21 protein-coding genes, 4 tRNA genes and 3 rRNA genes are annotated in these 25,881 nt (G+C 47.2%); 2 read left to right on the forward strand and 26 right to left on the reverse strand.

Annotated features, from left to right (window positions below):
* Positions 1-24: 24 nt before the first annotated feature.
* From rrf to spoIIE, 19 genes are all read right to left on the reverse strand, one after another.
* A 5S ribosomal RNA gene (rrf, locus tag RRU94_RS08040) occupies positions 25-140 on the reverse strand.
* 89 nt (positions 141-229) lie between these two features.
* Positions 230-3,162, reverse strand: a 23S ribosomal RNA gene (locus RRU94_RS08045).
* A gap of 82 nt (positions 3,163-3,244) precedes the next feature.
* A tRNA-Ala gene (locus RRU94_RS08050) sits at positions 3,245-3,320 on the reverse strand.
* Between the two features lie 17 nt (positions 3,321-3,337).
* Positions 3,338-3,414 (reverse strand) — tRNA-Ile (locus RRU94_RS08055).
* Between the two features lie 102 nt (positions 3,415-3,516).
* A 16S ribosomal RNA gene (locus tag RRU94_RS08060) occupies positions 3,517-5,069 on the reverse strand.
* The 16S, 23S and 5S rRNA genes sit together here with 2 tRNA genes alongside, the layout of an rRNA operon.
* 306 nt (positions 5,070-5,375) lie before the next feature.
* Entirely contained in the window at positions 5,376-6,860 is a 1,485-nt protein-coding gene (gene lysS / locus RRU94_RS08065; protein WP_315693616.1) for a lysine--tRNA ligase, read from the reverse strand.
* 15 nt (positions 6,861-6,875) lie between these two features.
* On the reverse strand, positions 6,876-7,874 hold the full coding sequence (gene dusB, locus RRU94_RS08070) for a tRNA dihydrouridine synthase DusB (RefSeq protein ID WP_315693617.1): 999 nt from the start codon (positions 7,872-7,874) through the stop codon (positions 6,876-6,878).
* A 20-nt stretch (positions 7,875-7,894) separates the two neighbouring features.
* Positions 7,895-8,407: a 2-amino-4-hydroxy-6-hydroxymethyldihydropteridine diphosphokinase gene (gene folK / locus RRU94_RS08075; protein WP_315693618.1), complete on the reverse strand. Its 513-nt coding sequence runs from the start codon at positions 8,405-8,407 to the stop codon at positions 7,895-7,897.
* Positions 8,404-8,769 carry a dihydroneopterin aldolase gene (gene folB / locus RRU94_RS08080; protein ID WP_315693619.1) on the reverse strand — a complete coding sequence of 122 codons (366 nt, stop codon included), beginning with the start codon at positions 8,767-8,769 and terminating at the stop codon, positions 8,404-8,406. Before folB ends, folK begins: the two co-directional genes overlap by 4 nt.
* Positions 8,762-9,583: a dihydropteroate synthase gene (gene folP / locus RRU94_RS08085; protein WP_315693620.1), complete on the reverse strand. Its 822-nt coding sequence runs from the start codon at positions 9,581-9,583 to the stop codon at positions 8,762-8,764. Before folP ends, folB begins: the two co-directional genes overlap by 8 nt.
* An 80-nt stretch (positions 9,584-9,663) precedes the next feature.
* The gene (gene cysK, locus RRU94_RS08090; protein WP_315693621.1) at positions 9,664-10,584 is read right to left on the reverse strand and encodes a cysteine synthase A; all 921 of its coding nucleotides are present in this window, start codon (positions 10,582-10,584) and stop codon (positions 9,664-9,666) included.
* 143 nt (positions 10,585-10,727) lie between these two features.
* Entirely contained in the window at positions 10,728-11,603 is an 876-nt protein-coding gene (gene hslO, locus RRU94_RS08095; RefSeq protein ID WP_315693622.1) for an Hsp33 family molecular chaperone HslO, read from the reverse strand.
* A gap of 15 nt (positions 11,604-11,618) precedes the next feature.
* The gene (locus RRU94_RS08100; RefSeq protein ID WP_315693623.1) at positions 11,619-12,386 is read right to left on the reverse strand and encodes a type III pantothenate kinase; all 768 of its coding nucleotides are present in this window, start codon (positions 12,384-12,386) and stop codon (positions 11,619-11,621) included.
* A gap of 106 nt (positions 12,387-12,492) precedes the next feature.
* Positions 12,493-14,502 carry an ATP-dependent zinc metalloprotease FtsH gene (ftsH, locus tag RRU94_RS08105; protein ID WP_251274021.1) on the reverse strand — a complete coding sequence of 670 codons (2,010 nt, stop codon included), beginning with the start codon at positions 14,500-14,502 and terminating at the stop codon, positions 12,493-12,495.
* Between the two features lie 104 nt (positions 14,503-14,606).
* Positions 14,607-15,161 (reverse strand): hypoxanthine phosphoribosyltransferase, encoded by a 555-nt coding sequence (gene hpt, locus RRU94_RS08110; protein ID WP_251274027.1) that lies wholly within the window; start codon positions 15,159-15,161, stop codon positions 14,607-14,609.
* A gap of 23 nt (positions 15,162-15,184) precedes the next feature.
* Complete coding sequence (gene tilS, locus RRU94_RS08115) at positions 15,185-16,498, reverse strand: tRNA lysidine(34) synthetase TilS (RefSeq protein WP_315693625.1); 1,314 nt, start codon at positions 16,496-16,498, stop codon at positions 15,185-15,187.
* Positions 16,499-16,576: 78 nt separating this feature from the next.
* Positions 16,577-17,470 (reverse strand): protein kinase domain-containing protein, encoded by an 894-nt coding sequence (locus RRU94_RS08120; protein ID WP_315693626.1) that lies wholly within the window; start codon positions 17,468-17,470, stop codon positions 16,577-16,579.
* Positions 17,454-18,155, reverse strand: a complete 702-nt coding sequence (locus tag RRU94_RS08125; protein WP_315693627.1) for a vWA domain-containing protein — start codon at positions 18,153-18,155, stop codon at positions 17,454-17,456. The genes RRU94_RS08120 and RRU94_RS08125 overlap by 17 nt, the downstream gene beginning before the upstream one ends.
* A 53-nt stretch (positions 18,156-18,208) precedes the next feature.
* Positions 18,209-20,683, reverse strand: a complete 2,475-nt coding sequence (gene spoIIE, locus RRU94_RS08130) for a stage II sporulation protein E (protein ID WP_315693628.1) — start codon at positions 20,681-20,683, stop codon at positions 18,209-18,211.
* 188 nt (positions 20,684-20,871) lie between these two features.
* Between spoIIE and RRU94_RS08135 the strand changes: the two genes are divergently transcribed.
* A tRNA-Met gene (locus RRU94_RS08135) sits at positions 20,872-20,945 on the forward strand.
* Between the two features lie 106 nt (positions 20,946-21,051).
* Positions 21,052-21,123: transfer RNA gene (locus RRU94_RS08140), tRNA-Glu, on the forward strand.
* A 72-nt stretch (positions 21,124-21,195) separates the two neighbouring features.
* Here the strand turns inward: RRU94_RS08140 and RRU94_RS08145 are convergent.
* The 7 genes from RRU94_RS08145 to mazG all read right to left on the reverse strand — a co-directional run bounded on the left by RRU94_RS08145 (position 21,196) and on the right by mazG (position 25,880).
* Positions 21,196-22,287: a dipeptide epimerase gene (locus RRU94_RS08145; protein ID WP_315693630.1), complete on the reverse strand. Its 1,092-nt coding sequence runs from the start codon at positions 22,285-22,287 to the stop codon at positions 21,196-21,198.
* Between the two features lie 119 nt (positions 22,288-22,406).
* On the reverse strand, positions 22,407-22,844 hold the full coding sequence (locus RRU94_RS08150) for a S1 domain-containing RNA-binding protein (protein ID WP_050183679.1): 438 nt from the start codon (positions 22,842-22,844) through the stop codon (positions 22,407-22,409).
* A gap of 89 nt (positions 22,845-22,933) precedes the next feature.
* Positions 22,934-23,329: an FtsB family cell division protein gene (locus RRU94_RS08155; protein WP_315693631.1), complete on the reverse strand. Its 396-nt coding sequence runs from the start codon at positions 23,327-23,329 to the stop codon at positions 22,934-22,936.
* 16 nt (positions 23,330-23,345) lie between these two features.
* Positions 23,346-23,816: a spore cortex biosynthesis protein YabQ gene (gene yabQ, locus RRU94_RS08160; protein ID WP_315693632.1), complete on the reverse strand. Its 471-nt coding sequence runs from the start codon at positions 23,814-23,816 to the stop codon at positions 23,346-23,348.
* Complete coding sequence (locus RRU94_RS08165) at positions 23,813-24,073, reverse strand: YabP/YqfC family sporulation protein (RefSeq protein WP_251274047.1); 261 nt, start codon at positions 24,071-24,073, stop codon at positions 23,813-23,815. Before RRU94_RS08165 ends, yabQ begins: the two co-directional genes overlap by 4 nt.
* Positions 24,074-24,156: 83 nt before the next feature.
* Entirely contained in the window at positions 24,157-24,417 is a 261-nt protein-coding gene (locus RRU94_RS08170; RefSeq protein WP_242237027.1) for an RNA-binding S4 domain-containing protein, read from the reverse strand.
* Positions 24,414-25,880 carry a bifunctional methyltransferase/pyrophosphohydrolase YabN gene (gene mazG / locus RRU94_RS08175; protein WP_315693633.1) on the reverse strand — a complete coding sequence of 489 codons (1,467 nt, stop codon included), beginning with the start codon at positions 25,878-25,880 and terminating at the stop codon, positions 24,414-24,416. Before mazG ends, RRU94_RS08170 begins: the two co-directional genes overlap by 4 nt.
* Position 25,881 lies beyond the last annotated feature (1 nt).

Raw genomic sequence — 25,881 nt, forward strand, 5'->3', positions numbered from 1 at the left:
TGATTTCTCAAGTTGTCTTAGCGTGCCAGGCGGCGTCCTGCTCTCACAGGGGGAAACCCCCAACTACCATCGGCGCTGAAGAGCTTAACGGCCGTGTTCGGGATGGGAACGGGTGTGACCTCTTCGCTATTGCCACCTGACTATGAAGTTTGAAAGAAGTGTTCTTTCAAAACTGGATAGAAGCGTTATTGTATGGGCAAAAACCTTTCGGTTACACGCCAAGTGTACATTGATTAAGTCCTCGATCGATTAGTATTCGTCAGCTCCATGCGTCGCCGCACTTCCACCTCGAACCTATCTACCTCGTCATCTTCAAGGGATCTTACTTACTTGCGTAATGGGAAATCTCATCTTGAGGGGGGCTTCATGCTTAGATGCTTTCAGCACTTATCCCGTCCACACATAGCTACCCAGCGATGCCTCTGGCGAGACAACTGGTACACCAGCGGTGTGTCCATCCCGGTCCTCTCGTACTAAGGACAGCTCCTCTCAAATTTCCTGCGCCCGCGACGGATAGGGACCGAACTGTCTCACGACGTTCTGAACCCAGCTCGCGTACCGCTTTAATGGGCGAACAGCCCAACCCTTGGGACCGACTACAGCCCCAGGATGCGATGAGCCGACATCGAGGTGCCAAACCTCCCCGTCGATGTGGACTCTTGGGGGAGATAAGCCTGTTATCCCCGGGGTAGCTTTTATCCGTTGAGCGATGGCCCTTCCATGCGGAACCACCGGATCACTAAGCCCGACTTTCGTCCCTGCTCGACTTGTAGGTCTCGCAGTCAAGCTCCCTTGTGCCTTTACACTCTGCGAATGATTTCCAACCATTCTGAGGGAACCTTTGGGCGCCTCCGTTACATTTTAGGAGGCGACCGCCCCAGTCAAACTGCCCGCCTGACACTGTCTCCCACCCGGATCACGGGTGCGGGTTAGAATTTCAACACAGTCAGGGCAGTATCCCACCAGCGCCTCCACCGAAGCTGGCGCTCCGGCTTCCAAGGCTCCTGCCTATCCTGTGCAGACTGTGCCAAAATTCAATATCAGGCTGCAGTAAAGCTCCACGGGGTCTTTCCGTCCTGTCGCGGGTAACCTGCATCTTCACAGGTACTATAATTTCACCGAGTCTCTCGTTGAGACAGTGCCCAGATCGTTGCGCCTTTCGTGCGGGTCGGAACTTACCCGACAAGGAATTTCGCTACCTTAGGACCGTTATAGTTACGGCCGCCGTTTACTGGGGCTTCAATTCAGACCTTCGCTTGCGCTAAGCCCTCCTCTTAACCTTCCAGCACCGGGCAGGCGTCAGCCCCTATACGTCGCCTTGCGGCTTTGCAGAGACCTGTGTTTTTGCTAAACAGTCGCCTGGGCCTATTCACTGCGGCTCTCTCGGGCTTGCACCCTACCAGAGCACCCCTTCTCCCGAAGTTACGGGGTCATTTTGCCGAGTTCCTTAACGAGAGTTCACTCGCTCACCTTAGGATTCTCTCCTCGCCTACCTGTGTCGGTTTGCGGTACGGGCACCTTACATCTCGCTAGAGGCTTTTCTTGGCAGTGTGGAATCGAAGACTTCGGTACTAAAATTCCCTCGTCATCACAGCTCAGCCTTAATGGAAACGGGATTTGCCTCATTTCCAGCCTGACTGCTTAAACACGCGTATCCAGCTGCGTGATCTCCTATCCTCCTGCGTCCCCCCATCACTCAAACGATGCTTGGTGGTACAGGAATATCAACCTGTTATCCATCGCCTACGCCTTTCGGCCTCGGCTTAGGTCCCGACTAACCCTGAGAGGACGAGCCTTCCTCAGGAAACCTTAGGCATTCGGTGGAAGGGATTCTCACCCTTCTTTCGCTACTCATACCGGCATTCTCACTTCCAGGCGCTCCACCAGTCCTTCCGGTCTGGCTTCACAGCCCCTGGAACGCTCTCCTACCACTGACACCGAAAGGTGTCAATCCACAGCTTCGGTGATACGTTTAGCCCCGGTACATTTTCGGCGCAGAGTCACTCGACCAGTGAGCTATTACGCACTCTTTAAATGGTGGCTGCTTCTAAGCCAACATCCTGGTTGTCTGGGCAACTCCACATCCTTTTCCACTTAACGTATACTTTGGGACCTTAGCTGGTGGTCTGGGCTGTTTCCCTCTTGACTACGGATCTTATCACTCGCAGTCTGACTCCCAAACATAAGTATCTGGCATTCGGAGTTTGTCTGAATTCGGTAACCCGGGATGGGCCCCTAGTCCAAACAGTGCTCTACCTCCAGTACTCTTCGTTTGAGGCTAGCCCTAAAGCTATTTCGGAGAGAACCAGCTATCTCCAGGTTCGATTGGAATTTCACCGCTACCCACACCTCATCCCCGCACTTTTCAACGTGCGTGGGTTCGGACCTCCAGTGAGTGTTACCTCACCTTCATCCTGGACATGGGTAGATCACCTGGTTTCGGGTCTACGACCTCATACTCATGCGCCCTATTCAGACTCGCTTTCGCTGCGGCTCCGCCTTATCAGCTTAACCTTGCATGAAATCGTAACTCGCCGGTTCATTCTACAAAAGGCACGCTATCACCCGTTAAAGGGCTCTAACTACTTGTAGGCACACGGTTTCAGGATCTCTTTCACTCCCCTTCCGGGGTGCTTTTCACCTTTCCCTCACGGTACTGGTTCACTATCGGTCACTAGGGAGTATTTAGCCTTGGGAGATGGTCCTCCCGGATTCCGACGGAATTCCTCGTGTTCCGCCGTACTCAGGATACACTCAAGAGAGAAGAGAATTTCGGCTACAGGGCTGTTACCTTGTACCGCGGATCTTTCCAGATCGCTTCACCTATCCTCTTCCTTTGTAACTCCGTATAGAGTGTCCTACAACCCCAAGAAGCAAGCTTCTTGGTTTGGGCTATGTCCCGTTTCGCTCGCCGCTACTCAGGGAATCGCGTTTGCTTTCTCTTCCTCCGGGTACTTAGATGTTTCAGTTCCCCGGGTATGCCTCCTCCTGCCCTATGTATTCAGGCAGGGGTGCCACCCCATTACGGATGGCGGGTTTCCCCATTCGGAAATCTCCGGATCAAAGCTTACTTACAGCTCCCCGGAGCATATCGGTGTTAGTCCCGTCCTTCTTCGGCTCCTAGTGCCAAGGCATCCACCGTGCGCCCTTTCTAACTTAACCTAAAATGGCGGTGTATCTTACTCGGTTTTTTGCTTTGGTCATACAATGTGTTGCTTCTATCCAGTTTTCAAAGAACATAATATGGTGGAGCCTAGCGGGATCGAACCGCTGACCTCCTGCGTGCAAAGCAGGCGCTCTCCCAGCTGAGCTAAGGCCCCGTATAAAGAAGTAAGAATGGTGGGCCTAAATGGACTCGAACCATCGACCTCACGCTTATCAGGCGTGCGCTCTAACCAGCTGAGCTATAGGCCCCTACTTCCATTATGAAGTTTCAGATTGAACCTTCAAAACTGAACAAAATCAAACGTCAAACGTTTGCGAGAACCAAGTTCTCACTTCCGTAAATATCCTTAGAAAGGAGGTGATCCAGCCGCACCTTCCGATACGGCTACCTTGTTACGACTTCACCCCAATCATCTGCCCCACCTTCGGCGGCTGGCTCCCGTAAGGGTTACCCCACCGACTTCGGGTGTTGCAAACTCTCGTGGTGTGACGGGCGGTGTGTACAAGGCCCGGGAACGTATTCACCGCGGCATGCTGATCCGCGATTACTAGCGATTCCAGCTTCATGCAGGCGAGTTGCAGCCTGCAATCCGAACTGAGAATGGTTTTATGGGATTGGCTAAACCTCGCGGTCTTGCAGCCCTTTGTACCATCCATTGTAGCACGTGTGTAGCCCAGGTCATAAGGGGCATGATGATTTGACGTCATCCCCACCTTCCTCCGGTTTGTCACCGGCAGTCACCTTAGAGTGCCCAACTAAATGCTGGCAACTAAGATCAAGGGTTGCGCTCGTTGCGGGACTTAACCCAACATCTCACGACACGAGCTGACGACAACCATGCACCACCTGTCACCGCTGTCCCCGAAGGGAAAGCCCTGTCTCCAGGGAGGTCAGCGGGATGTCAAGACCTGGTAAGGTTCTTCGCGTTGCTTCGAATTAAACCACATGCTCCACCGCTTGTGCGGGCCCCCGTCAATTCCTTTGAGTTTCAGCCTTGCGGCCGTACTCCCCAGGCGGAGTGCTTAATGCGTTAGCTGCAGCACTGAGGGGCGGAAACCCCCCAACACTTAGCACTCATCGTTTACGGCGTGGACTACCAGGGTATCTAATCCTGTTCGCTCCCCACGCTTTCGCGCCTCAGCGTCAGTTACAGACCAAAGAGCCGCCTTCGCCACTGGTGTTCCTCCACATCTCTACGCATTTCACCGCTACACGTGGAATTCCGCTCTTCTCTTCTGCACTCAAGCCTTCCAGTTTCCAATGACCCTCCACGGTTGAGCCGTGGGCTTTCACATCAGACTTAAAAGGCCGCCTGCGCGCGCTTTACGCCCAATAATTCCGGACAACGCTTGCCACCTACGTATTACCGCGGCTGCTGGCACGTAGTTAGCCGTGGCTTTCTGGCCAGGTACCGTCAAGGTACGGGCAGTTACTCCCGTACTTGTTCTTCCCTGACAACAGAGTTTTACGATCCGAAAACCTTCTTCACTCACGCGGCGTTGCTCCGTCAGACTTTCGTCCATTGCGGAAGATTCCCTACTGCTGCCTCCCGTAGGAGTCTGGGCCGTGTCTCAGTCCCAGTGTGGCCGATCACCCTCTCAGGTCGGCTACGCATCGTCGCCTTGGTGAGCCGTTACCTCACCAACTAGCTAATGCGCCGCGGGTCCATCTGTAAGTGACAGCCGAAGCCGCCTTTCAATCAAGAGCCATGCAGCTCTTGACATTATCCGGTATTAGCCCCGGTTTCCCGGAGTTATCCCAGTCTTACAGGCAGGTTACCCACGTGTTACTCACCCGTCCGCCGCTAACTTGAACAGAGCAAGCTCTGTCAAGTCCGCTCGACTTGCATGTATTAGGCACGCCGCCAGCGTTCGTCCTGAGCCAGGATCAAACTCTCCAAAAAAGTTTGACTTGCTCATTTGTTTCCACTAAAACACGGGGTGTTTTTAGTGGAAGATAAAAATTTAAAACGTTGACGTTTTTATTGATTTTGTTCAGTTTTCAATGTTCAATGTGTCATTTGCGACTTTAATATCTTAACACTTCTCTCAAGTGATGTCAATCACTTTTTTGAAGTATTTTTTAAGTTTGTTGTTCTATGTTGCTGACAACGAATATAAATATACCACCGTGATTCATCCGACGCAAGCTTTTTTTAAAAGTTTTTTTCAAAATAAAATCTCCGGTGCTTTCACCGGAGATTTGTTTATTAATCTTTATGTCTCATATGCGGGAATAGAAGAACGTCACGAATAGATGGAGCGTTCGTTAAAAGCATAACCAAACGGTCGATACCGATACCTAAACCGCCTGTTGGAGGCATACCGTATTCCAGTGCTTCGATGAAATCATCATCCATTTCATGTGCTTCGTCATTTCCTTGCTCACGCTCTTTTAATTGCGCTTCAAACCGTTCACGCTGATCAATTGGATCATTGAGCTCTGTGAAGGCATTAGCGTGTTCACGACGAACGATAAACAACTCAAAACGATCTGTGAAACGAGGATCTTCCGGATTCTTTTTCGCCAGTGGTGAAATCTCAACCGGATGTCCATAAATGAACGTAGGCTGAACAAGCTCTTCTTCTACTTTCTGCTCAAAGAACTCGTTGACAATATGTCCATATTGCATCGTTTCTTTGTAATCAATGCCGTGTTCTTTCGCAAGTGCCCGTGCTTCTTCATCGTTCATTTCTTTCCAGAAATCAACGCCTGTATATTCTTTTACTGCATCCACCATATGAAGACGGCGCCATTCTGGTTTTAATTCTACCGTATCTTCTCCATATTGAACCGTTGTCGTACCGAGCACTTCCTGCGCCACATGAGCAATTAAATTCTCAGTTAAGCTCATGATATCTTTATAATCTGCATATGCTTCATACAGCTCAATCATTGTAAATTCAGGATTGTGGCGTGTCGATACACCTTCGTTACGGAATACGCGGCCAATTTCATACACTTTTTCCATACCGCCTACGATTAGACGCTTCAAGTGCAGCTCAATCGCAATCCGCATATATAGTTCCATATCAAGTGCATTATGATGAGTTACGAACGGACGAGCTGAAGCTCCACCAGCAATCGCATGCATCATTGGTGTTTCCACTTCTAAATAACCGTTGTTATCGAGATAGCGGCGCATTGACTGAATAATGCGGCTGCGTGTAATAAACGTTTTTTGGCTTTCTTGATTAGTGATCAAGTCCAAATAACGCTGACGGTAACGCTGTTCAACATCCTTCAGCCCATGGTGCTTGTCTGGAAGCGGACGAAGCGCTTTTGTTAAAAACACATATTCTGTTGCTTTAACAGACAGCTCACCTACGTTTGTTTTAAACACTTTCCCTCTCACGCCCACAATGTCGCCAAGGTCTGTTGAAGTAAACAAATCGTATTGTTCTTCACCTACTGCATCTTTCCGTACATAAATTTGAATTTGTCCAGTTAAGTCCTGTACGTGAGCGAATCCAGCTTTTCCTTTGCCCCGTTTTGTCATAATACGGCCGGCAACGACTACTTCCGCCCCTTTTTCTTCAAGATCTTCCTTCGAAAACGATTCGAATTCAGCAGCAACGCTTTCCGCTGTGTGGCTCCGCTCAAAACGGCCGCCAAACGGGTCTAAGCCTTTTTCCTGCAATGCCCGCATTTTCTCTCTTCTGACTAACAACTGGTCGTTTAATTCTTCACTCATTCCGTTCACTCCTAATTAAACCGCCTGATTGGACGCTTCTTTTTCTTCTACTTCATTTACAAATGTGGTCAGCAGTGTTGCAAGCTGGTCACGTGTTTCACATTCATTAACTTCTTTACGCACTTTACCGTTTCCACGGATTCCTTTTAAGTACCAAGCCGCATGCTTTCTCATTTCACGTACAGCTACGTTTTCATTTTTCAAGCCGATCAGGCGATCTAAATGAAGCAGGCATACGTCAATTTTTTCACGAGGTGTTGGTTCCCCAATTAGTTCACCTGTTTCAAGGTAATGAACTGTTTGATAAATCATCCACGGGTTTCCAAGCGCTGCCCGGCCGATCATAACACCATCACAGCCTGTCTCCTCTAGCATACGTTTAGCATCCTGTGGCGTTTGAACATCACCATTTCCGATCAGCGGAATATTAATGGCCTGTTTTACTTCTTTAATAATATCCCAGTTCGCATGGCCTTCATACATTTGTACACGCGTACGTCCATGAAGCGCAATAGCCTGGCCGCCGGCACGCTCTACTGCACGGGCATTTTCAACTGCATAAATATGATCTTCATCCCAGCCCATACGCATTTTTACCGTAACTGGCTTGTCTACCGCATCTACGACTGCAGAAACCATTTCGTAAATTTTATTTGGATCAAGCAGCCATTTAGCTCCAGCATCACATTTTGTGATTTTCGGAACCGGGCAGCCCATATTGATATCGATAATATCTGCGTTCGTATTTTTATCAACGAAGCTTGCCGCTTGAACGAGCGTTTCTTTTTCGCCGCCAAAAATCTGCAGGCTAAGCGGGTTTTCACGCTCATCGATATAAAGCATATTCATTGTTTTTGCATTTTGAAGAACAATCCCTTTATCACTAACCATTTCAGCGCACACCATGCCGGCGCCAAATTCCTTAACTGTAAGACGGAAAGCAGAGTTACATATGCCAGCCATCGGCGCAAGCACTACCCGGTTTTTGATTTCAACCGGTCCGATATTGAACATGTACAATCACCTTTCTATTTTCACAAGCGGTAAAAGGCGTCTGCTGTTTTCCATAGCTTGACGCCTTCTTTCCCTTGCACGTTCTTTACGTATTGCTCCAGCGGCAAACTTGTACCAGGAAGCGTTATTGCTGTATCTATTTCTGCCAGCGGAATGAGCACAAAAGCACGTTCTGTCATTCGCGGGTGAGGAATAATAAGACTATCTGATTTAATATTGTCGTGATTATACAGTAAAATGTCAAGGTCTATTGTACGCGGACCCCATCGAACGATCCGCTCACGACCTAGTTTGTTTTCGATTTCCTGGCAGGCTGCAAGCAGTTCATCCGGTGTCATGGATGTTTTTAGCTTAACTACGATATTAAAAAAAGACGGCTGGTCCGTGAAGCCGACAGGATCTGTTTCATAAATAGAAGAGACTGCCAGCAGCCGCAGGCTTTTTTGCTCCTCCAGCTGACGAACAGCTTCTTTCAACTGGTCTTCCCTGTTTCCCATATTAGTGCCGAGTGATAAATAGGCTTCGTGGATCATTCTTCGCGCCCCCGTGTAATTTCAACAGCAACAAAGTCATAATGACCTGGAATAGGAGGATCCGGCTTTATAATTTTCACCGTGCAGGACTTCACAGCTGAAAAATCTCCTAAAATGCTGGCAGCGATTCTCTCCGCTAATGTTTCAACAAGTTTGACCGGCTCGCCTTCAATGACTTTTTTGCATGCATGGTAGACGTCTGCATAATTAACGGAATACTCCAGGTTATCGGTTTGACCTGCTTTCTTTAAAGAAACGTGCAGGGTTACATCAGCCCTAAACCGCTGGCCAAGCTTGTTTTCTTCCGGGAATACACCGTGATAGCCCCAAAACTCCATTCCTGTAACGTATATCTTATCCACGATCCGGCTCCTTTCCGATTAAAGCATCCATCATCTTCATCATTCTGGCAATTGGCTTAACGTCATGTACCCGCATAATGCGGCAGCCTTTTTGCGCTCCAAAGCAGCAGGTAGCGCCCGTTCCTTCCATCCGTTCTTCTACAGGCACATTTAAAACATAGTCGATTACCCGTTTGCGCGAGGTGCCGAGCAAAACAGGATAACCAAGAGCAGCAATCTGATCAAGGTTTTGCATCATTTCAATGTTTTGCTTCATTGTTTTGGCAAACCCGATGCCCGGATCGACGATAATTTGGTCATCGGCTACTCCGGCTTTTTTGGCAATTGTAATACTTTCATCCAAGTCGTTTAAGCAGTCCTTCATAAAGCTGGTGTAATTCTTTTCTTCACGATTGTGCATTAAAATAATCGGAACCTGCTTTTGGGCCGCCACCGCGGCAATGTCTGGCTCCTTTTTCGCTCCCCAAATGTCATTAATAATGGACGCACCTGCTTCTACTGCTTTTTCGGCTGTACGCGCTTTAAATGTATCTATAGAAATAGGGACGTCCACTTCCCGAGATACAGCTTCAATAACAGGGACCGTTCTGCTGATTTCTTCTTCAACAGAAACCGGTGTATAGCCCGGACGTGTGGATTCACCGCCGATATCGATGATGTGTGCACCGTCTGCAACCATTTGTACGGCACGGTGTACGGCAGCTTCCTTCTCGTTGTAGCGGCCGCCATCCGAAAACGAATCGGGTGTAATATTTAAAATCCCCATTACGTGAATCGCTTCTTCAAAATTAAGAATGAACTTTCCTGCTTTCATTTTCGCACCGCTCCTTTTCCATTTCTTATTTTAACACGAAAAAAAGCCAGACTGCGTTTAGCAGTCTGGCCGAAGCTCGATTAATCGAATTGATAAAGCGGTGTGCTCAAGTAGCGCTCTCCGTTTGATGGAAGAATCGCCAATACTTTTTTGCCTTTACCAAGCTTTTCAGCGACTTGAATTGCAGCTGCAATAGCGGCACCGGATGAAATCCCGCCAAGAATTCCTTCTTCGCGCGCAACACGGCGTGCTGTTTCAAATGCTGTGTCGTTATCAATTTGAATGACTTCATCATAAATTTGTGTATCAAGGATTGCCGGTACAAAGCCTGCACCGATTCCTTGAATTTTATGCGGACCTGGTTTTCCACCTGAAAGAACCGGTGAGTCTTTTGGCTCTACTGCAAAAACCTTTGCATTTTCCCATTTTTCTTTGATCACTTGGCCTGCTCCTGTAATAGTACCGCCTGTACCGATACCTGCTACAAACGCGTCAAGCTGATCAAATTGCTCTGTGATTTCTTTTCCTGTTGTTAAGCGGTGAACCTCAGGATTTGCTTCGTTTTCAAATTGCTGAGGCAGGAAGTAGCCGTGCTCTTCTGCAAGCTCTTTTGCTTTACGGATCGCACCGCCCATGCCTTCAGGACCTGGTGTAAGCACAAGCTCTGCACCGTAAGCGCGAAGAAGGTTGCGGCGCTCCATGCTCATTGTTTCAGGCATAACTAAAATCGCTTTATAGCCTTTTGCAGCTGCGATCATCGCAAGACCGATTCCTGTGTTTCCGCTTGTCGGTTCAATAAGTGTACCGCCTGGCTGCAGGCTGCCTTTTTTCTCAGCTGATTCGATCATCGCAAGCGCAATACGATCTTTTACACTGCTGCCCGGGTTCATATATTCAAGTTTTACGTAAACATCTGCACTGTTTTCGCCCACCACATTGTTTAGTTTTACAACAGGTGTTTGACCAACTAAATCTGCTACTGAATTCGCCACACGTACCATGAATTTGTTACCTCCAGTTAAATGCCGAGTATTTTTATTGGTTATATAGAATTTACCAGCTTTTTAGTGAAAAGTCAATTACTTTAATTTAACTTCGGGGCAGCTATAAAAAAACCTGCCTTTGCAGGCAGGTTTTTTTACTTTTACACTTCTTGCTTTAATTGCTCCAGCTCTTCTTCAGAGAATTGGTATTTCTCATTACAGAAATGGCATTGCGCTTCTGCTCCATGGTCTTCATTGATCATTTCCTGGATTTCCTCGCGTCCCAGGCTGATGATGGCGTTTCCGAAGCGTTCTTTCGAACACTTACAGTTAAACTGGACGGGCATCGTTTCTAAAAACTTAACGTTTTCTTCACCAAGGATATAAATCAAAATCTGCTCGGGCGTTAATCCGCGTTCGATCAGTTTTGAGATCGGCTCCATCGTTGTGATGCGCTCCTCTAAAATCGTAACTGTTGCATCATCGGTATTCGGCAGCAGCTGCACGATAAATCCTCCGGCAGCTAAAATTGTGTTATCTGGATTCACAAGCACGCCTACCCCCACAGAGGAAGGAACCTGTTCAGAAACAGCGAAATAGTACGTAAAGTCTTCGCCCAATTCTCCAGAGACGATTGGCGTCTGGCCGCTGAAATTTTCACGCAGGCCCAAGTCTTTCACGACAGTCAGCATCCCTTCTGTTCCGACCGCCCGGCGCACATCCAGCTTCCCTTGTTCATTTAAATCAAAATGCGTTTGCGGGCGCGTAATATAGCCGCGCACATTGCCTTTCGCATCGCTGTCTACAAGAATGGGGCCAGCTTCACCATTGCCTTCAACTTTTAAGGTGATTTTCTCTTCACCCTTCATCATAGCACCCATCATGACGCCTGCTGTCATTGTACGACCAAGTGCTGCAGAAGCAGTCGGCCATGAACCATGTCTTCTTTGCGCTTCCCCGACCGCTTTCGTTGTATTCACTGCATACGCACGAACCTGTCCATTAAAAGCTAATGCTTTTACTAAATAATCGCTCACAGTCCTCTTCCTCTCTTATTGGGTATTTCGCTTATAAATCAATCGAAGGCCCTTTAACGTTAAATCAGGATCCACTACATCAATCATGCTGCATTCCTTTGCAATCAGCCCAGCAAGACCGCCTGTGGCAATAACAGTAGGGTCCGCGTTATATTCCTTTTTAATTCGGCTGACAATTCCTTCAACCTGGCCTACATATCCGTATAAAATGCCGGCCTGCATAGCCGAAACCGTATTTTTCCCGACTACGGTTTCCGGTCGGGTAATTTCAATACGCGGCAGCTTAGAAGCTCTTGTATAAAGGGCTTCTGTAGAAATGCCAATGCCCGGTGCAATCAAACCGCCCATATAATGGCTGCTTTCGTCGATATAACAATAGGTCGTCGCTGTTCCAAAATCAACAATAATGATCGGCGTGCCATATTCATGGATGCCGGCCACTGCGTTTACAATCCGGTCGGCTCCAACTTCACGTGGATTTTCATATTTAATATTCAAACCAGTCTTCACACCTGGTCCGACGACAAGCGGCTTTGTGTGGAAATACTTTTCACACATGCGCTCGAGTGCTGCCATAATTGGCGGAACAACAGAAGAAATAATCACGCCCTCAATTTGTTCAAACTGCAGGCCATCATGCTGAAACAGGCTTTTAATCATCATGCCATATTCATCTTCGGTTTTATTCCGGTTCGTTTCAATGCGCCAGTGATGTTTTAACGTTTCCCCTTTGTATACACCGAGCACAGTATTGGTATTCCCTACATCCAGTACAAAAATCACCTTCACCACACCTGTCCGTCTAATTTTCGTGTTTTATCATAACATACACTTCCCGAAAAGAAGAGAAAAGACGCCTGAAAGAAATGCTTTTCAGGCGTCTTTGTGATTATGCTTTCGGTCCACCATTGTTCGGTGGATTTTGAAGATCGTCGCGCACTTCTGGTTGATCAGCTGGCTCAGCCGGCAGATTGGTTGTTTCAGTTGCCGGTGTTTGCGCTGTTTGCGCTGTTTCACCCGCTTGACCTGCATTGTCTTTCACGGTTTTGCTTTGGTTGTCGCTGTAATTGCGATCCGGCAGCGTTCCGTGATCTGATAAATGCTTAATTTGTGCTGCATCAAGCGTTTCAACTTCTAAAAGTGTATTTGCAATAAGTTCGAGCTTATCACGGTTCTCTGTTAGAATTTGTTTCGCTCTCTCATAACACTCTTTAATGATCGTCTGGATTTCCGTATCAATCTCATAGGCAATCCGATCAGAATAGTTTTGCTCACTGTTAAAGTCACGGCCAAGGAACACCTGTCCCTGTGACTGTCCGAACTGAAGCGGTCCAAGCTTGTCACTCATACCAAATTCCGTCACCATACGGCGGGCAATGCCTGTCGCACGCTGGAAGTCGTTATGAGCTCCTGTTGACACTTCACCGAAAATAATATCTTCGGCTACACGGCCGCCAAGAAGGCCCGTGATTTTATCCAAAAGTTCCGGCTTTGTCATAAAGTAGCGGTCTTCTCTTGGAAGCATTACGGCATAGCCGCCTGCCTGGCCACGAGGGACAATGGTTACTTTATGCACGATATCGGCATCATCAAGAACAAGGCCGATTACAGTATGACCAGCTTCGTGGAATGCCACGATTTTTCGTTCTTTCTTGGAAATCACACGACTCTTTTTCGCTGGACCGGCAATTACACGATCCGTCGCTTCATCCACATCACTCATGTCAATTTTCTTTTTATCGGCACGGGCAGCCACAAGCGCCGCTTCGTTCAATAAGTTTTCAAGGTCCGCACCGGAGAATCCAGGCGTTCGCTGAGCAATCGCTTTTAAATCTACTGATTCGTGAAGCGGTTTGTTACGCGCATGTACACGCAGAACTGCTTCACGGCCGTTTACGTCTGGACGGTCAACCGTAATTTGACGGTCGAAACGGCCTGGACGAAGAAGGGCTGGATCCAAAATGTCTGCGCGGTTTGTTGCGGCAATCATAATGATTCCTTCGTTGGCACTGAAGCCATCCATTTCTACAAGCAACTGGTTCAGCGTTTGTTCGCGCTCATCGTGACCGCCGCCAAGACCAGCACCACGCTGACGTCCCACCGCATCAATCTCATCGATAAAGATGATACAAGGGGAATTCTTTTTCGCGTTTTCAAACAAATCACGAACACGGGAAGCCCCGACACCGACAAACATTTCAACGAAGTCGGAACCACTGATGGAGAAGAATGGTACGCCTGCTTCTCCGGCTACCGCTTTGGCAAGCAAAGTTTTACCGGTACCTGGAGGTCCAACTAATAAAACCCCTTTTGGAATACGGGCGCCAAGCTCAGAAAACTTACGCGGGTCTTTTAAAAATTCTACAACCTCGACAAGCTCCTGCTTTTCTTCATCTGCGCCGGCTACATCGTTAAACCGGACTTTTTTCTTTTCATCGTTGTAAAGACGAGCTTTACTTTTACCGAAGTTCATCACACGGCCGCCACCGCCGCCCTGCGCTTGGTTCAGTAAGAAGAAAAAGAAAATAAAAATGATAAGGAATGGGATGATGGTTGTGAAGAACTGCACCCATCCGCTTGTTTCTTTCGCTGGAAGAACTTCTGCCTGTGTGTTTTGAGACGCTTCATTAATGCGGTTTAAAGTAGAGTCATTGCCTGTTGCATACGCAACAAACATTTCATTGTCCTCTGCCCCTTTTAATTGGCCGCGTATTTCATAAACACCGCGCTCAGGCTGAATGGTAAATTTCTCAACGTCATCCTGCTCAAGATATGTCAGGAATTCATTGTATGTGACATTGTTTGTTGGCGCGTTGTTGTTATTGAAATAACTCACAACGCCGATAATAACAAGAAAAACCAATAGGTAAAATATGGTGTAGCGAAAAATTCTGTTCATCCCTTACCTCCTCCCGAGAAAAACTGACTATATGCAATGTTATCATACAAAAAGTTGGCCTTACAACTATTTGAACCTTCTTTTAGCCTATTCATCCGGCTCCCTTATTCCTCTTCGGCTGCCGTGTAAACAGATGGCTTTAAAACACCGATATACGGCAGGTTCCGGTAGCGTTCAGCGTAATCAAGACCGTAGCCGACAACGAATGCATCCGGCACCGTAAAGCCGATCATATCTGCTTTAATTTTCGCTTTTCGGCCGGTTGGTTTATCCAGAAGCGTGACAATCTTCACAGATTTTGCTTTCCGGTAATGAAACAGCTCCGCCAGATAGCTTAATGTTAATCCGCTGTCGATAATGTCTTCAATAATTAAGACATCACGGCCTTCTACGGAAGTGTTTAAATCTTTGACGATTTTTACTTCCCCAGACGATACGGTTGAAGCTCCGTAGCTTGAAACGTCCATAAAATCCATTTCAAGATGTGTATCCACCCGCTTAACCAAATCAGACATAAACGGCATAGCACCTTTTAACACACAAACGAAAAGTGGAAAGCGGTCATTATACTCTTCAGTGAGCTGCGCTCCGAGCTCTTTCACTTTTTCTTGTATTTCTTCTTCCGAAATTAATATTTCTTCAATATCGTTACGTAGCAATAGATTTTCCTCCCAAAGTTGGTTCATTCCTTTTCATAAATCAACAGCAGCGGCCCGTCACCTTCATGAAGCGACTTGCGGATTCCCGGTATCCAAAGAATCGTACCATCTGCATCCGTTACCACTGGAACGCGGTCGCGAAAGGCAAGGGGAATCTTTTCATCGATTAAAAGCCGTGCAAGCTTTTTCGAACCACTCATTCCTTTTAACTGAATTCGATCTCCATCCTGCCGCATCCGAATCGAAAGCGGAAGAGGCGTGTTGAGCTTCAAACGAAAACACTCTGCTCCGTCCGGGCACTCGCTGGCTTCCTTCAGCTTAAATGTGCCGGCACCCTGCCTGTACAGCCGATTTTCGGCAAATAACAAATCAGTTCTGTTATTCGGCCTGTCATCCGCTTCGTAAGCAAAGACACACTGTTCGTTTAGTTTGCGTACGGAAAGGCGTGATGGAAGGTTTAGTTTCCCTGATGGGGCAGTTGATTGAAGCAGTTGTAAAATATGGTGAATATGTAGGAAAGAAAACGCTGTTTTTCCATGATAAAGATAGTTTAATATTAGATGAATCGCCCTTCTTTGTAAAGGCAAAGGCACCTCGCGAAACGGTTCAATTTGCAGCGAAACCGATTCCTGTTTCCAGACCGCCATATTCTTTATTTTTTCCTTGGCCATCGCCTGTAAAAAAAGTTCGTCTTCCTGCTGATCTTGGGCAAAATAGCCAATGTGCACCGCAGCTTTTGGATTTTCATTTTTTAAAAACGAAAGAAGCTGATGACGATATCGATTTCTCGTATACGTACTTTTTGCGTTGCTCGGATCTTCCCTATATGAAATAAAATGCTTCGCCGCGTAGGCAGCAATTTCCTCCTTTTCCACACATAACAAAGGACGGATTAGCATGCCGCTCGCAAAAAGCCGCACAGCCGGCATGCCAGAGTGTGTGTGGCCGCCCCGCGACAGCTGCATAAGCACCGTTTCTGCTTGATCATCTGCATGATGGGCCGTCGCCAGTTTATTCGCTCCAAGCTTCTCCATTCCTTCTCGAAAAAGGGCATAACGCACTTCTCTGGCTGCGACTTGAATACCCATACCGCTTTCACTCGCTTTCCGGCCGGCATCTGCCCGGCGGCCAAAAAAAGAAATAGCATGCTTCCGGCAAAAAGATTCTACAAAACGGAAATCCTCATACGATTCCTCCCCCCGAAGCATATGATCCACATGGATAGCACTCACCGTAATGCCAAGCCGGTTCCGCTGCTTATGCAAAACAGAAAGAAGCACCATTGAATCCACTCCGCCTGAAACGGCCACAGCTACGTGATCTCCCTTTTTTATCATTTCTTTTTTCTCGATAAACCTCTTAATACTTTCTTCAAAAAAATGCACAGCTCCTGCGCCGCCTCTCTGCGTTTTCTTTTAGTGTAACAAAAACAGCATCAAGATGGCGGCCAAAGCGCCTGCCAGCACGAACCATTTTCCTGCCCAAAAGGTTTTTCTTTTTTGCCTTCCTGTTCTTGTCCTTGTTTTTGTTTTCGCAAAGCAGAGAAGCAAGTCTCTTTTCATAGCGGAGGCACTCTCGTATTTGCCTGCAAACGCATTGAATAAAACAGGCTCAATCAGCTGCAGGGCTGGAGACGATTGAACGATGCTTTTTAGATCGTCGATATGCCCGATTGCCCTTTGCACAGCCTGTTTATGAAGGAGGGAAACCGTGAGCACTGCCGCTCCAAACAAGTCATACGCAGGTTCAGCTCTTCTTGTTCCGGCCTGCCATGCCGCCCGGTCATAAAGCGCTGTGTACTCTTTGATAGACCGCCCAAACTTTGTCATGCCTCCTACATCAACGGCCCGAATCGCTTTTTGGCTGACAACAATGAAATTTTCCGGCTTCAAATCACCCATTACATGCCCCAGCCGATGAAGGGAATCCAAAAAGGTAAGAAGCCAGATTAATAAAATAATGGCCCATTCTTCTTTTTTGCCTTTTATAAATGTATGAAGCATCGGTCCATCAATGAACTCCATTAAAAAAAATGGATAAACAGCATCCTCTTTTTCCAGATCGTCCGCTTCAATGAAAAAAGGGCCGGGAGATGCTCCCCTGACCCGCTCAAGTGCTGTTAAAGCATTTGTCTCAGACGCAACAGAAGCGGAATCTGCAAATTTGAGTGCAGCTCGTCCAGCCGACCCTCTTACAAGATAAACAATCCCATTCGCTCCGCGGCCAATTTCCCGCTCGACTCGCCATACATGCCCCGTCCATTTTCCCTTAATCTGTTCACCGGGGCTTGCTTCATATCGATTTTTCATCGTATTCGCTCATTTCCATAAAGGAAGACAGCGCCTGGCGAATAGCCGGTCCAGTCGGTGTGATACCTCCTGACAGAAGCTGCGGAAATGACTCTGCTAATTTACCGGCATCGTTGGTCCAGCCAATCCGCTCTTCTGCTGCACTATATTTCCCTGGAAATGTCCAAAGCGAAAAAGAAGATGGGCCGATACGTGACTGCATTGACATAGAAAGATCATACAGCGCTTCTTTTACTGCCGGCAGCTTTAACTTCATACTGGCACTCATATCTGTCAAAACGAGCAGCTCAAGCGCTGCTTCTTCGCTAATGTCCTCCACCTTTTCGGCAATCTCGCTTCTTGTAGCCGGCGGCAGAGACTCAACGTTCGCTTCTTTGTTTAAAATACCACGCAGTTCTTCGTTAATAATGCTGTAAATAGTGCCTGTCATCGCCTGCCTTGTCACATTTACCACGGTCTCTGACAGGGCCGCTGCCTGCACAATCCGGCTTTCTCCCCCTCCCGCTTTGGCGATCGCTTCAATCTCAGCAAGTCCTGGATCCGTTCCGTTTCCATCGACAATCCCAATCACATTGACGGTAATACCACGCCGCCGGGCAAAAGCGGCCATCATTGCTGGATCTTCCCCTGTATTCGAACAGCCGTCCGTCAGTAAAAGCAATTGCCTCATCGTGCCCATTTTCATGATTACGCCCGCCTTTCACTCGTTTTCTTCATATTCGACTGAAAAGGGGAATTTTATACAGCCCGGCGTCTTGCAGACCGTTTTTTTGTTTTGGCAGACGGCTCAATGTCATAAATAGGAATGGCCGCCCATTCCGGTACATTGTGTTCAACACGTGCTACACAAAGCGTCATATCATCCCGGATTTCATTGGACTGCGCCCGCATCACTTCATCCATTAATAAATCAGCAAACGCCTGTGGATCATTGGTTTCAATAGATTTAATTTTTCTCTTCATCCATACGTCGGCGTTTTCGATAAATTCAGGTCCTTCAAACACACCATCACTCATCGTAATCAGTAAATCTCCTGACTTCAGCTGTTCATGAACCGTCTCCACTTCAAGCTGCTGTAAAATACCAATCGGCACATTGCCGGCTTCTACTTTGATGACCTGGCTGCCCCGTTTAATAAAGCTTGGCGAGGAACCGACTTTCAAAAAGACCGTGCGGGCATCCTGCAAATCAATAATCGCCAAATCAAGCGTAGAAAACACCTCATCATTCGTCCGAAGAGAAAGAATCGAATTAATCGACTTTACAGCTACTGTTTCTTCAATACCTGACTGAAGAATTTGCTTCAGCAGGCTGATCGTTGCGCTGCTCTCGTCGTGGGCCCGTCCTCCATTTCCCATTCCATCGCTGATCGCCAGAGCAAATTTTCCTGTCCCGATTTCAATAGCAGAAAAGGAGTCCCCTGAAATTAAGCCGCCGCCTTTTGCTGCATGGGCAAGGCCTGTTACAACGCGAAAAGCTTTAGCCGAACGAAACACGCTCCGAACACCCGAGCCATCCTGCTGCTCGTCCACCACAATGATGTATTCGTTCAGCAGGTCAGAAAGAATGGGTGCGATAATTTTCTCGCTCTCTCCGTGCACTTTTGAATGAGGAAGCGTCATCTCAATATCGATCGCACCTTTTTGAACACTAAAAACACTGATATCGGTAATTTCCATTCCAAACGATTCAATGGCTGTTGTGATTTTTTCTTCCTGAGAAATATGTGTTTCTTCCTCTCGTTTCATTTCAGCGGCAAAATCCTGCATCACTTTTGAAACGCCTTCAAGCTGATCAGCGACAATTGTCCGGCTCTCTCTCATTTGCTGCTTCAGCTTTTTGTTTGCCCGGTAATAGGTCAGCTGCGAGCGAATCTCCGCTTCAACCCTGGCTGGACGGAAGCAGTATTGCTCCAGCTCTTTTGCTAAATGAGGAGAAAGCGCGTCAGCCCCTTGATCGGCGTCTTCCAATATATCTTTCATCAGCTTGTACGTTTCATCAAACTGATAGGCCCAGCATTGCTCTTTCTTAAAGCAGGTCTGACATGTTTTCTCTGTGATTCCGCTGAGGAACAGGTCCACTTCCCGTTCAGCGGTTTCGTGAAAATGGCCCGACTGAGAAAAGCTTTTTGAAAGCGCATCAAATAAATCCGAAAACTGTTCCATCCGATTGGCTGTCACATCCCGTACTTTCCGCAGGTAGCGCTGCTGCTCAATCGAATGTTCGGTTGTGCCTGGTATTAATTTTGACAGGTGGTCTGTCCAGGCTTTTGGCGTTAAGAATAACAGGACAGCCGCAATGGCTGATTCGTATAAGGCATCCATATTGGTCAGGCTGCCTTCTCCATAAAAACCAGCAAGGACAGTGGCTGTCATCAAGCCCGCAATCGCACCGCCCCTCCTCCACTCTTTAAACAGCCCCCCGAGCAGACCCGCAAAAGCCAGGATGCTCATTTCATGAAAATCATTTACGCCCGAAAGGCTTAAGACTAGTCCGCTGACCACACCCGCTGCCGATCCAAATGCGGCACCAGATAAAAAAGAAACCACTGTAACTAAATAGCGGGCAGCAATATGATCGGCTTCCAGCCCCCCAACCACCCAGCCAGCCATACCGGTCGCGGCAGAAGCGAAAACAATTAACAAGCTGATCCATTCTTCCGTTTTCAATGTCCGAATTCGTCCGGAGAGGGATAAAAACGGCATACACTGCATAAAGATAAGCGACAGCACAAACGCAAGTGAGGCCTCTACAGCCGCCAGCACCAGATCATATGCAGGCACAAACTGGGATCCGTTTATAATATAAGAAAAAACACTTTTCACAGCGAGTGTTGTAAAAAAAACAAAGAATGGAACAGGTGCTATTTCTCCCTTATGAAGGGATCGAAACACCCGATGAACGATCAGAAAGCAAAATAATAAAGTGAAAGCCACTGATGCTTGAATAGGCGAAATCGTAAGCGCTCCGGCTAGTATAGCTAAAAATACCCGAGGGGCGACTTCTTTCTTCAACATAAAGACGGCCGCAAAAAAGGCAAGCGCGAATGGCGACAGCTGCGAAAGCAGCAGTGCCCGTCCAAACAAAAAGCCGGCCGGCACTAAAATCCAGCCACGATCCAGCAAAACAAAGGCCGTTTTTCCTGCAAACCCTTTTCCCCATCCATGGCCTAGAACCGCTTCTCCTGTCATTCCCAGCTCCGCTCTTTGCACAATACCACTCCCTTTTAATCGTTATCGAGAAGTATAAAAGATTGATTGTCAAAACTTTGTCAAACGAAGGAAATAGGCAAGAAAAATCGTTCGACAAAATTAGAATGAAAAAATTCCGGAAATAGTGTTGACTTTTTTTCGTTCCGCCATTATTATAGATTTTGTGCTGTTACAGACAACCACAACTTGGCGGTGTAGCTCAGCTGGCTAGAGCGTACGGTTCATACCCGTGAGGTCGGGGGTTCGATCCCCTCCGCCGCTATAAAAGAAGAGCTGAAACGATTGTCCAGCTCCAACAGACGTAAGACATCACTGCTTACAGCTTGAGGAGCTGGCCGTTAAAGCCAGACACACTTTATTTCTATAACGGCCCCTTGGTCAAGCGGTTAAGACACCGCCCTTTCACGGCGGTAACACGGGTTCGAATCCCGTAGGGGTCATACAGCAAAAAGATCGGCAGGCAAAAGCTTGCCGGTCTTTTTTTGCTTTTTTTCGGATATTTAAAGAGGATACTATGTCCCCTTTTCTTTACCATCTTTTAAAAAGTGATAGCCAATGCCCGGCTGTTTACCCAGCATAATCGCCGGTCCGTTAAAAGGAAAATCTTTTACTCGGCCCTCCTTAAGCCACAGCGGCGCATCCAGATCGATTTTTTTAATATTTGGATGGGCAGCGGCCAAGTGAGCAGCAGCCATCACGCTAATACTGCTTTCCATCATGCTTCCGATCATACAGGGAACTCCGCCTGCCTGTGCAATGTCTGCAATTTGCAAAGCTCTCACAATGCCTCCTGTTTTCATCAGCTTAATATTCAGCCAATCTACCGCTTTTCTTTGCACGAGCTCCATTGCCTGCTCGGGCGAAAAAACACTTTCATCTGCCATAATCGGCGTTTCAACACGGTCTGTTACATATTTTAAAGCCTCCAGATCTCCCGCTGCTACGGGCTGTTCAACCACTGCAATATTCAGTCCCTCATGCTGCCATCGGTGAATGATGCGCACGGCTTCTTTTTTTGTCCAGCCTTGATTCGCATCTACGCGGATTTCAACGGCTTCTCCAACGGCTTCACGAATAGCCACAATCCTTTTAAGATCTTCGTCTGCACTCAGCCCGGCTTTTACTTTCAATGCAGTAAACCCGTTTTGAACAGCATCGACTGCATCCTTCACCATCATGCTGGTTTGATTGATGCTGATGGTCAGATCGTTTTGAAGGACGTTGGTTTTACCGCCAAACACTTGATAAAGCGGTATGTTCATTCCTTTAGCATAAGCATCAAACAAAGCGATTTCTACAGCTGCTTTGGCACTTGTGTTTCCTACACAGGAAAGCTGAACCGCCTGTGACAGCGCCCTGATATCATTCACTTCCTTGCCTATTAAGAGAGGAGAGATGATCGTTTGAATAGCTGCCTCCATACTTTGAATTGAGTCTCCCGTAATCACCATTGTCGGTGCAGCAGACCCAATGCCTTCTGTCCCATCCTCCAGCAAAAGGCGAACCACTATAAACTCAATGGACGTAACCGTTCTTAATGCCGTAATAAACGGCTTTGTTAATGCCGCAGAACGGCGCTCGACGTATAGATGTTGAATAAGCAAACCGCAATCCCTCTTTTCCCCAATAAAAAATAAAAAAGCCCCGAATTATAGTATTCGGGACTTTAAAAATAAGTGCTTATGCTTAGTACACATTTATTGAGATCGACAGGGAGCAAGCGTTATCCGCGTCTTCCGCCTCTTCCGCCTCGGCGTGAGTCTGTTTGACGCTTCAACGTTGAAATGCGTTCTTCGCTATCTTTCAAGAAACGGGCCATTTTCGATTCAAAGTTCTCGACAGGCGGCTGGCCGCCGCGCGGTCCTTTTTGACGGAAATCACCCTGGCGTTGTGGACGCGGACGATATTGCGTTTGCGGCGGCGGGTTATCTTTTGCTTTACGAATCGATAAGCCGATCTTACCGTCTTTCTCCACATTCAAAACTTTTACTTCCACTTCATCGCCAACAGTTAGATGGTCGTTGATGTCCTTGACGTAATTATCCGCCACTTCACTAATATGAACAAGACCCGTCGAACCTTCCGGCAATTGTACGAATGCGCCAAATTTTGTAATGCCGGTTACTTTACCCTGTAACTTGCTGCCCACTTCGATTGACATAAAAAAATTGTTCCTCCTTAAAATTGTTCGAACTTTACTTATTATTATAGTACGTAAAAAAAGCGTGTCAACATGACATGCTTTCTTTACTATTCTGTATCTTTGGCTTTTTCCTCATCTTCCGGAATATTAAAGAGAATTTCTCCATCTTCTGAATAAAAATATTCTTTCCGAGCAAGCTTCGCAATATACTCATCATCCTGCAGCCGGACCAGCTCTTCCTCCGACTCTTTTTGCTGCTGCTTTAGTTCAGCCAGTGACTGTTTTGCTTTTGCCAGATCTTCCTTCTTCTCATTTAAATTTCCAATTTGTGAGAACAAAGCAGATGACACCGTACCTAAAATGATCAATGCCACTACACCAAAAGCTGCCAGTCTGCGCATTAATTTCTGTTTGTGCTTCATCTTAAACATTGATTTTCTTTCTTCACTTAGGACAAAGGCGTTTTTTAAGGAAGCTACTTTTTCTTTATTGAATCCGCGCATCAATGTTCCTCCGCTTTTATTTTTTCGGACGGCGTATAGCCGTCCATGGCCGCACGATCACTACCTTTACCAACCATGATAATAGAAACTTACTCATTCTGGCAAGAGAAAGGATACATTTTACGGCAAAAAGAAGCGGAGCAACAAGAAAGATACGGATGATTCCTGAAATCATTCGATACAAAAAACGAATCGAGAAAAAAAGACCATCTACGATCGGAAGAAAAAACCGGCGCAGGAATGTGCCATACATCAGGCAGCCGGCCGTCCAAAAAAGGAAAAAAGACGGCCGAACAATACCATCATTTACTTTGTACAGGGAAGTGAACAGCAAGATCGCATACAAAATCCAAAACAATACATCTGTTACAAATACTAGACCGGTTTTTTTAGGACGAATACGGCGGTAGCATTCAAGCAGCAGCCCAAAACAAATGCCCATGCTGACCATCGCGAGAGCTGTATCAAATTGTACGTGAATATTCATGTCGACCGTCTAAAAAATGATTTGCCCATACCGCCTTCCACATACATAAAAGCAGTAATGCGCCCTTCAATGGCTGCTGATTTATTCACTGTGTCAAAATATTTCATTTTTAAACCAGTGCCGCGGATCTTCAGCTTTCCCATAATGGTCTCAAGCAGAAATTCTGTGCTGTCAAATCGCTCCACCTGAATGACGCCTGTCATCTCAATCATTTTACGCCCGTCCATTTTTACGGTATGGCCTTGTTTCATATCCATTGCATCCATCCCCTTTATGGACATCCTATGCACAGCAAGGGGCTTTCATGAAAAAAACACCCGCCTGAAACGGGTGCTTTTTCTTATTCGCCAATGTGTTCTTCTTTTAATACGGTGTACATGCCGGCTGCTTCTTCTTTTTTCGTTGTATCGAGCAGCTTTTCGATTTTTACAGTCATGACACGGCGGCCGAGCCGGACTGTCAGCTCATCTCCCACTTTTACGTTGGAACTTGCTTTTCCTTCCGTGCCGTTAATGAGAATGCGCCCCTGGTCAGCTACTTCTTTTGCCAGTGTGCGCCGTTTAATAATGCGGGATACTTTTAAAAATTTATCAAGCCTCATGCTCGTTCCTCTCCTTTGGCCAAATCCCAAAATTCATCTAATTCTTTTAAGGTAAAATCAGAAAATGGACGTCCGCTTTCTTTCACCCTATCTTCCACAAACCCGAAGCGGCGCCGGAATTTACGGTTAACCGCTTGAAGGGCTTCTTCCGGATGAATATCCCAAAACCGCGCTGCGTTGATCAACGTGAATAAAACATCGCCAAATTCTTCCCGAAGCCGGTCTGGATGACCTGTTTCGGTTTCTACTAAAAATTCAGCCCATTCTTCTTTTACTTTTTCAATGACGCCTTCTGCGTCCGGCCAGTCAAAGCCTGTTTTCGCCGCTTTTTTCTGAAGATCATATGCTTCCATCAACGCCGGCTGCCCTTTTGGAATGCCGTCCAGGATCCGTTCTTCTTTGTTTCCTTTTTCAGCGGCTTTGATTTCCTGCCAGTTTACTTTGACTTCTTCAGCCGTTTCAGCTGTTGCATCACCAAACACGTGAGGGTGCCGGCGAATCATTTTGGCAGATGTGGAGGCAATCACGTCTTCAATCGTAAACATGCCTTCGTCTTCCCCGATTTGTGCATGAAGAAGCACTTGAAGCAGAACATCACCGAGCTCAGCTGCCATTTCTTCATCATCTTCGTTGTCGATTGCCTCAAACAATTCATATGTTTCCTCAAGCAGGTACTTTTTCAGCGAAGCATGTGTCTGTTTGATATCCCAAGGGCATCCGCCTTCTGGGTCCCGGAGGCGCGCAATAATCCCGCGCAGGACAGAAAATTCCCGGTACGTATCTTCTTCTCTTTGGACAGGCGGCACATAAACGCTCGTCAGGTTATTTAGTTCCATACCGTGATCCAGCTCATAAAGCGGCACTTTGCGCACCGTTTCCTGCTCGCTTCCCGCCGCTGTCACGACCGTTACTTCATGCTCATCCGGATACTTCTCCATCAGTGTCAGCTTCACATCAGAGGCAACAAAAGCGTCGTATACCTGGGCAATAATCAAGTGGCCAGCAATTCGGATGTCGTCACGGTTTAGAGCCGTCCCATCGAGCAGCTGAAAGCCGTCTGCTGGATCAATTCCAACGCTTGTAAATAAAGCATCGAGAAAGCTCTGTCCTCCCCCAATCACGACCTCTGCTTCACCTTTCTGCTTTCGTTCTAATAAAAGCTGCACCGTTCTTTCCGCAGCCATTGGGTGACCCGGAACTGCATAAAGGACGGGTCCCTGCTCTGCTTTTTGAAGCAGTGCTGCTACGATTTCATCGTATACTTCTTCAAACCGGCCGTGCTTTTCATAAATGGCATCAAAGCTTTCAAAGCGGACTCCTTCTTTCTCTAACGCTGCTACGGCCGGGTGCTCCTTCGTTCGCAGCCAAACGACCTCTGCTTCTTTAAGAAGCCGGTAAACGCCAAGCGGCATCTGGTTCAAATCCGCCGCGCCAAGACCGACAATCGTAATTTGGTTCGTCACT

It is taken from the genome of Domibacillus sp. DTU_2020_1001157_1_SI_ALB_TIR_016, assembly GCF_032341995.1.
GTDB classification, from domain to species: Bacteria; Bacillota; Bacilli; order Bacillales; family Domibacillaceae; genus Domibacillus; species Domibacillus indicus_A.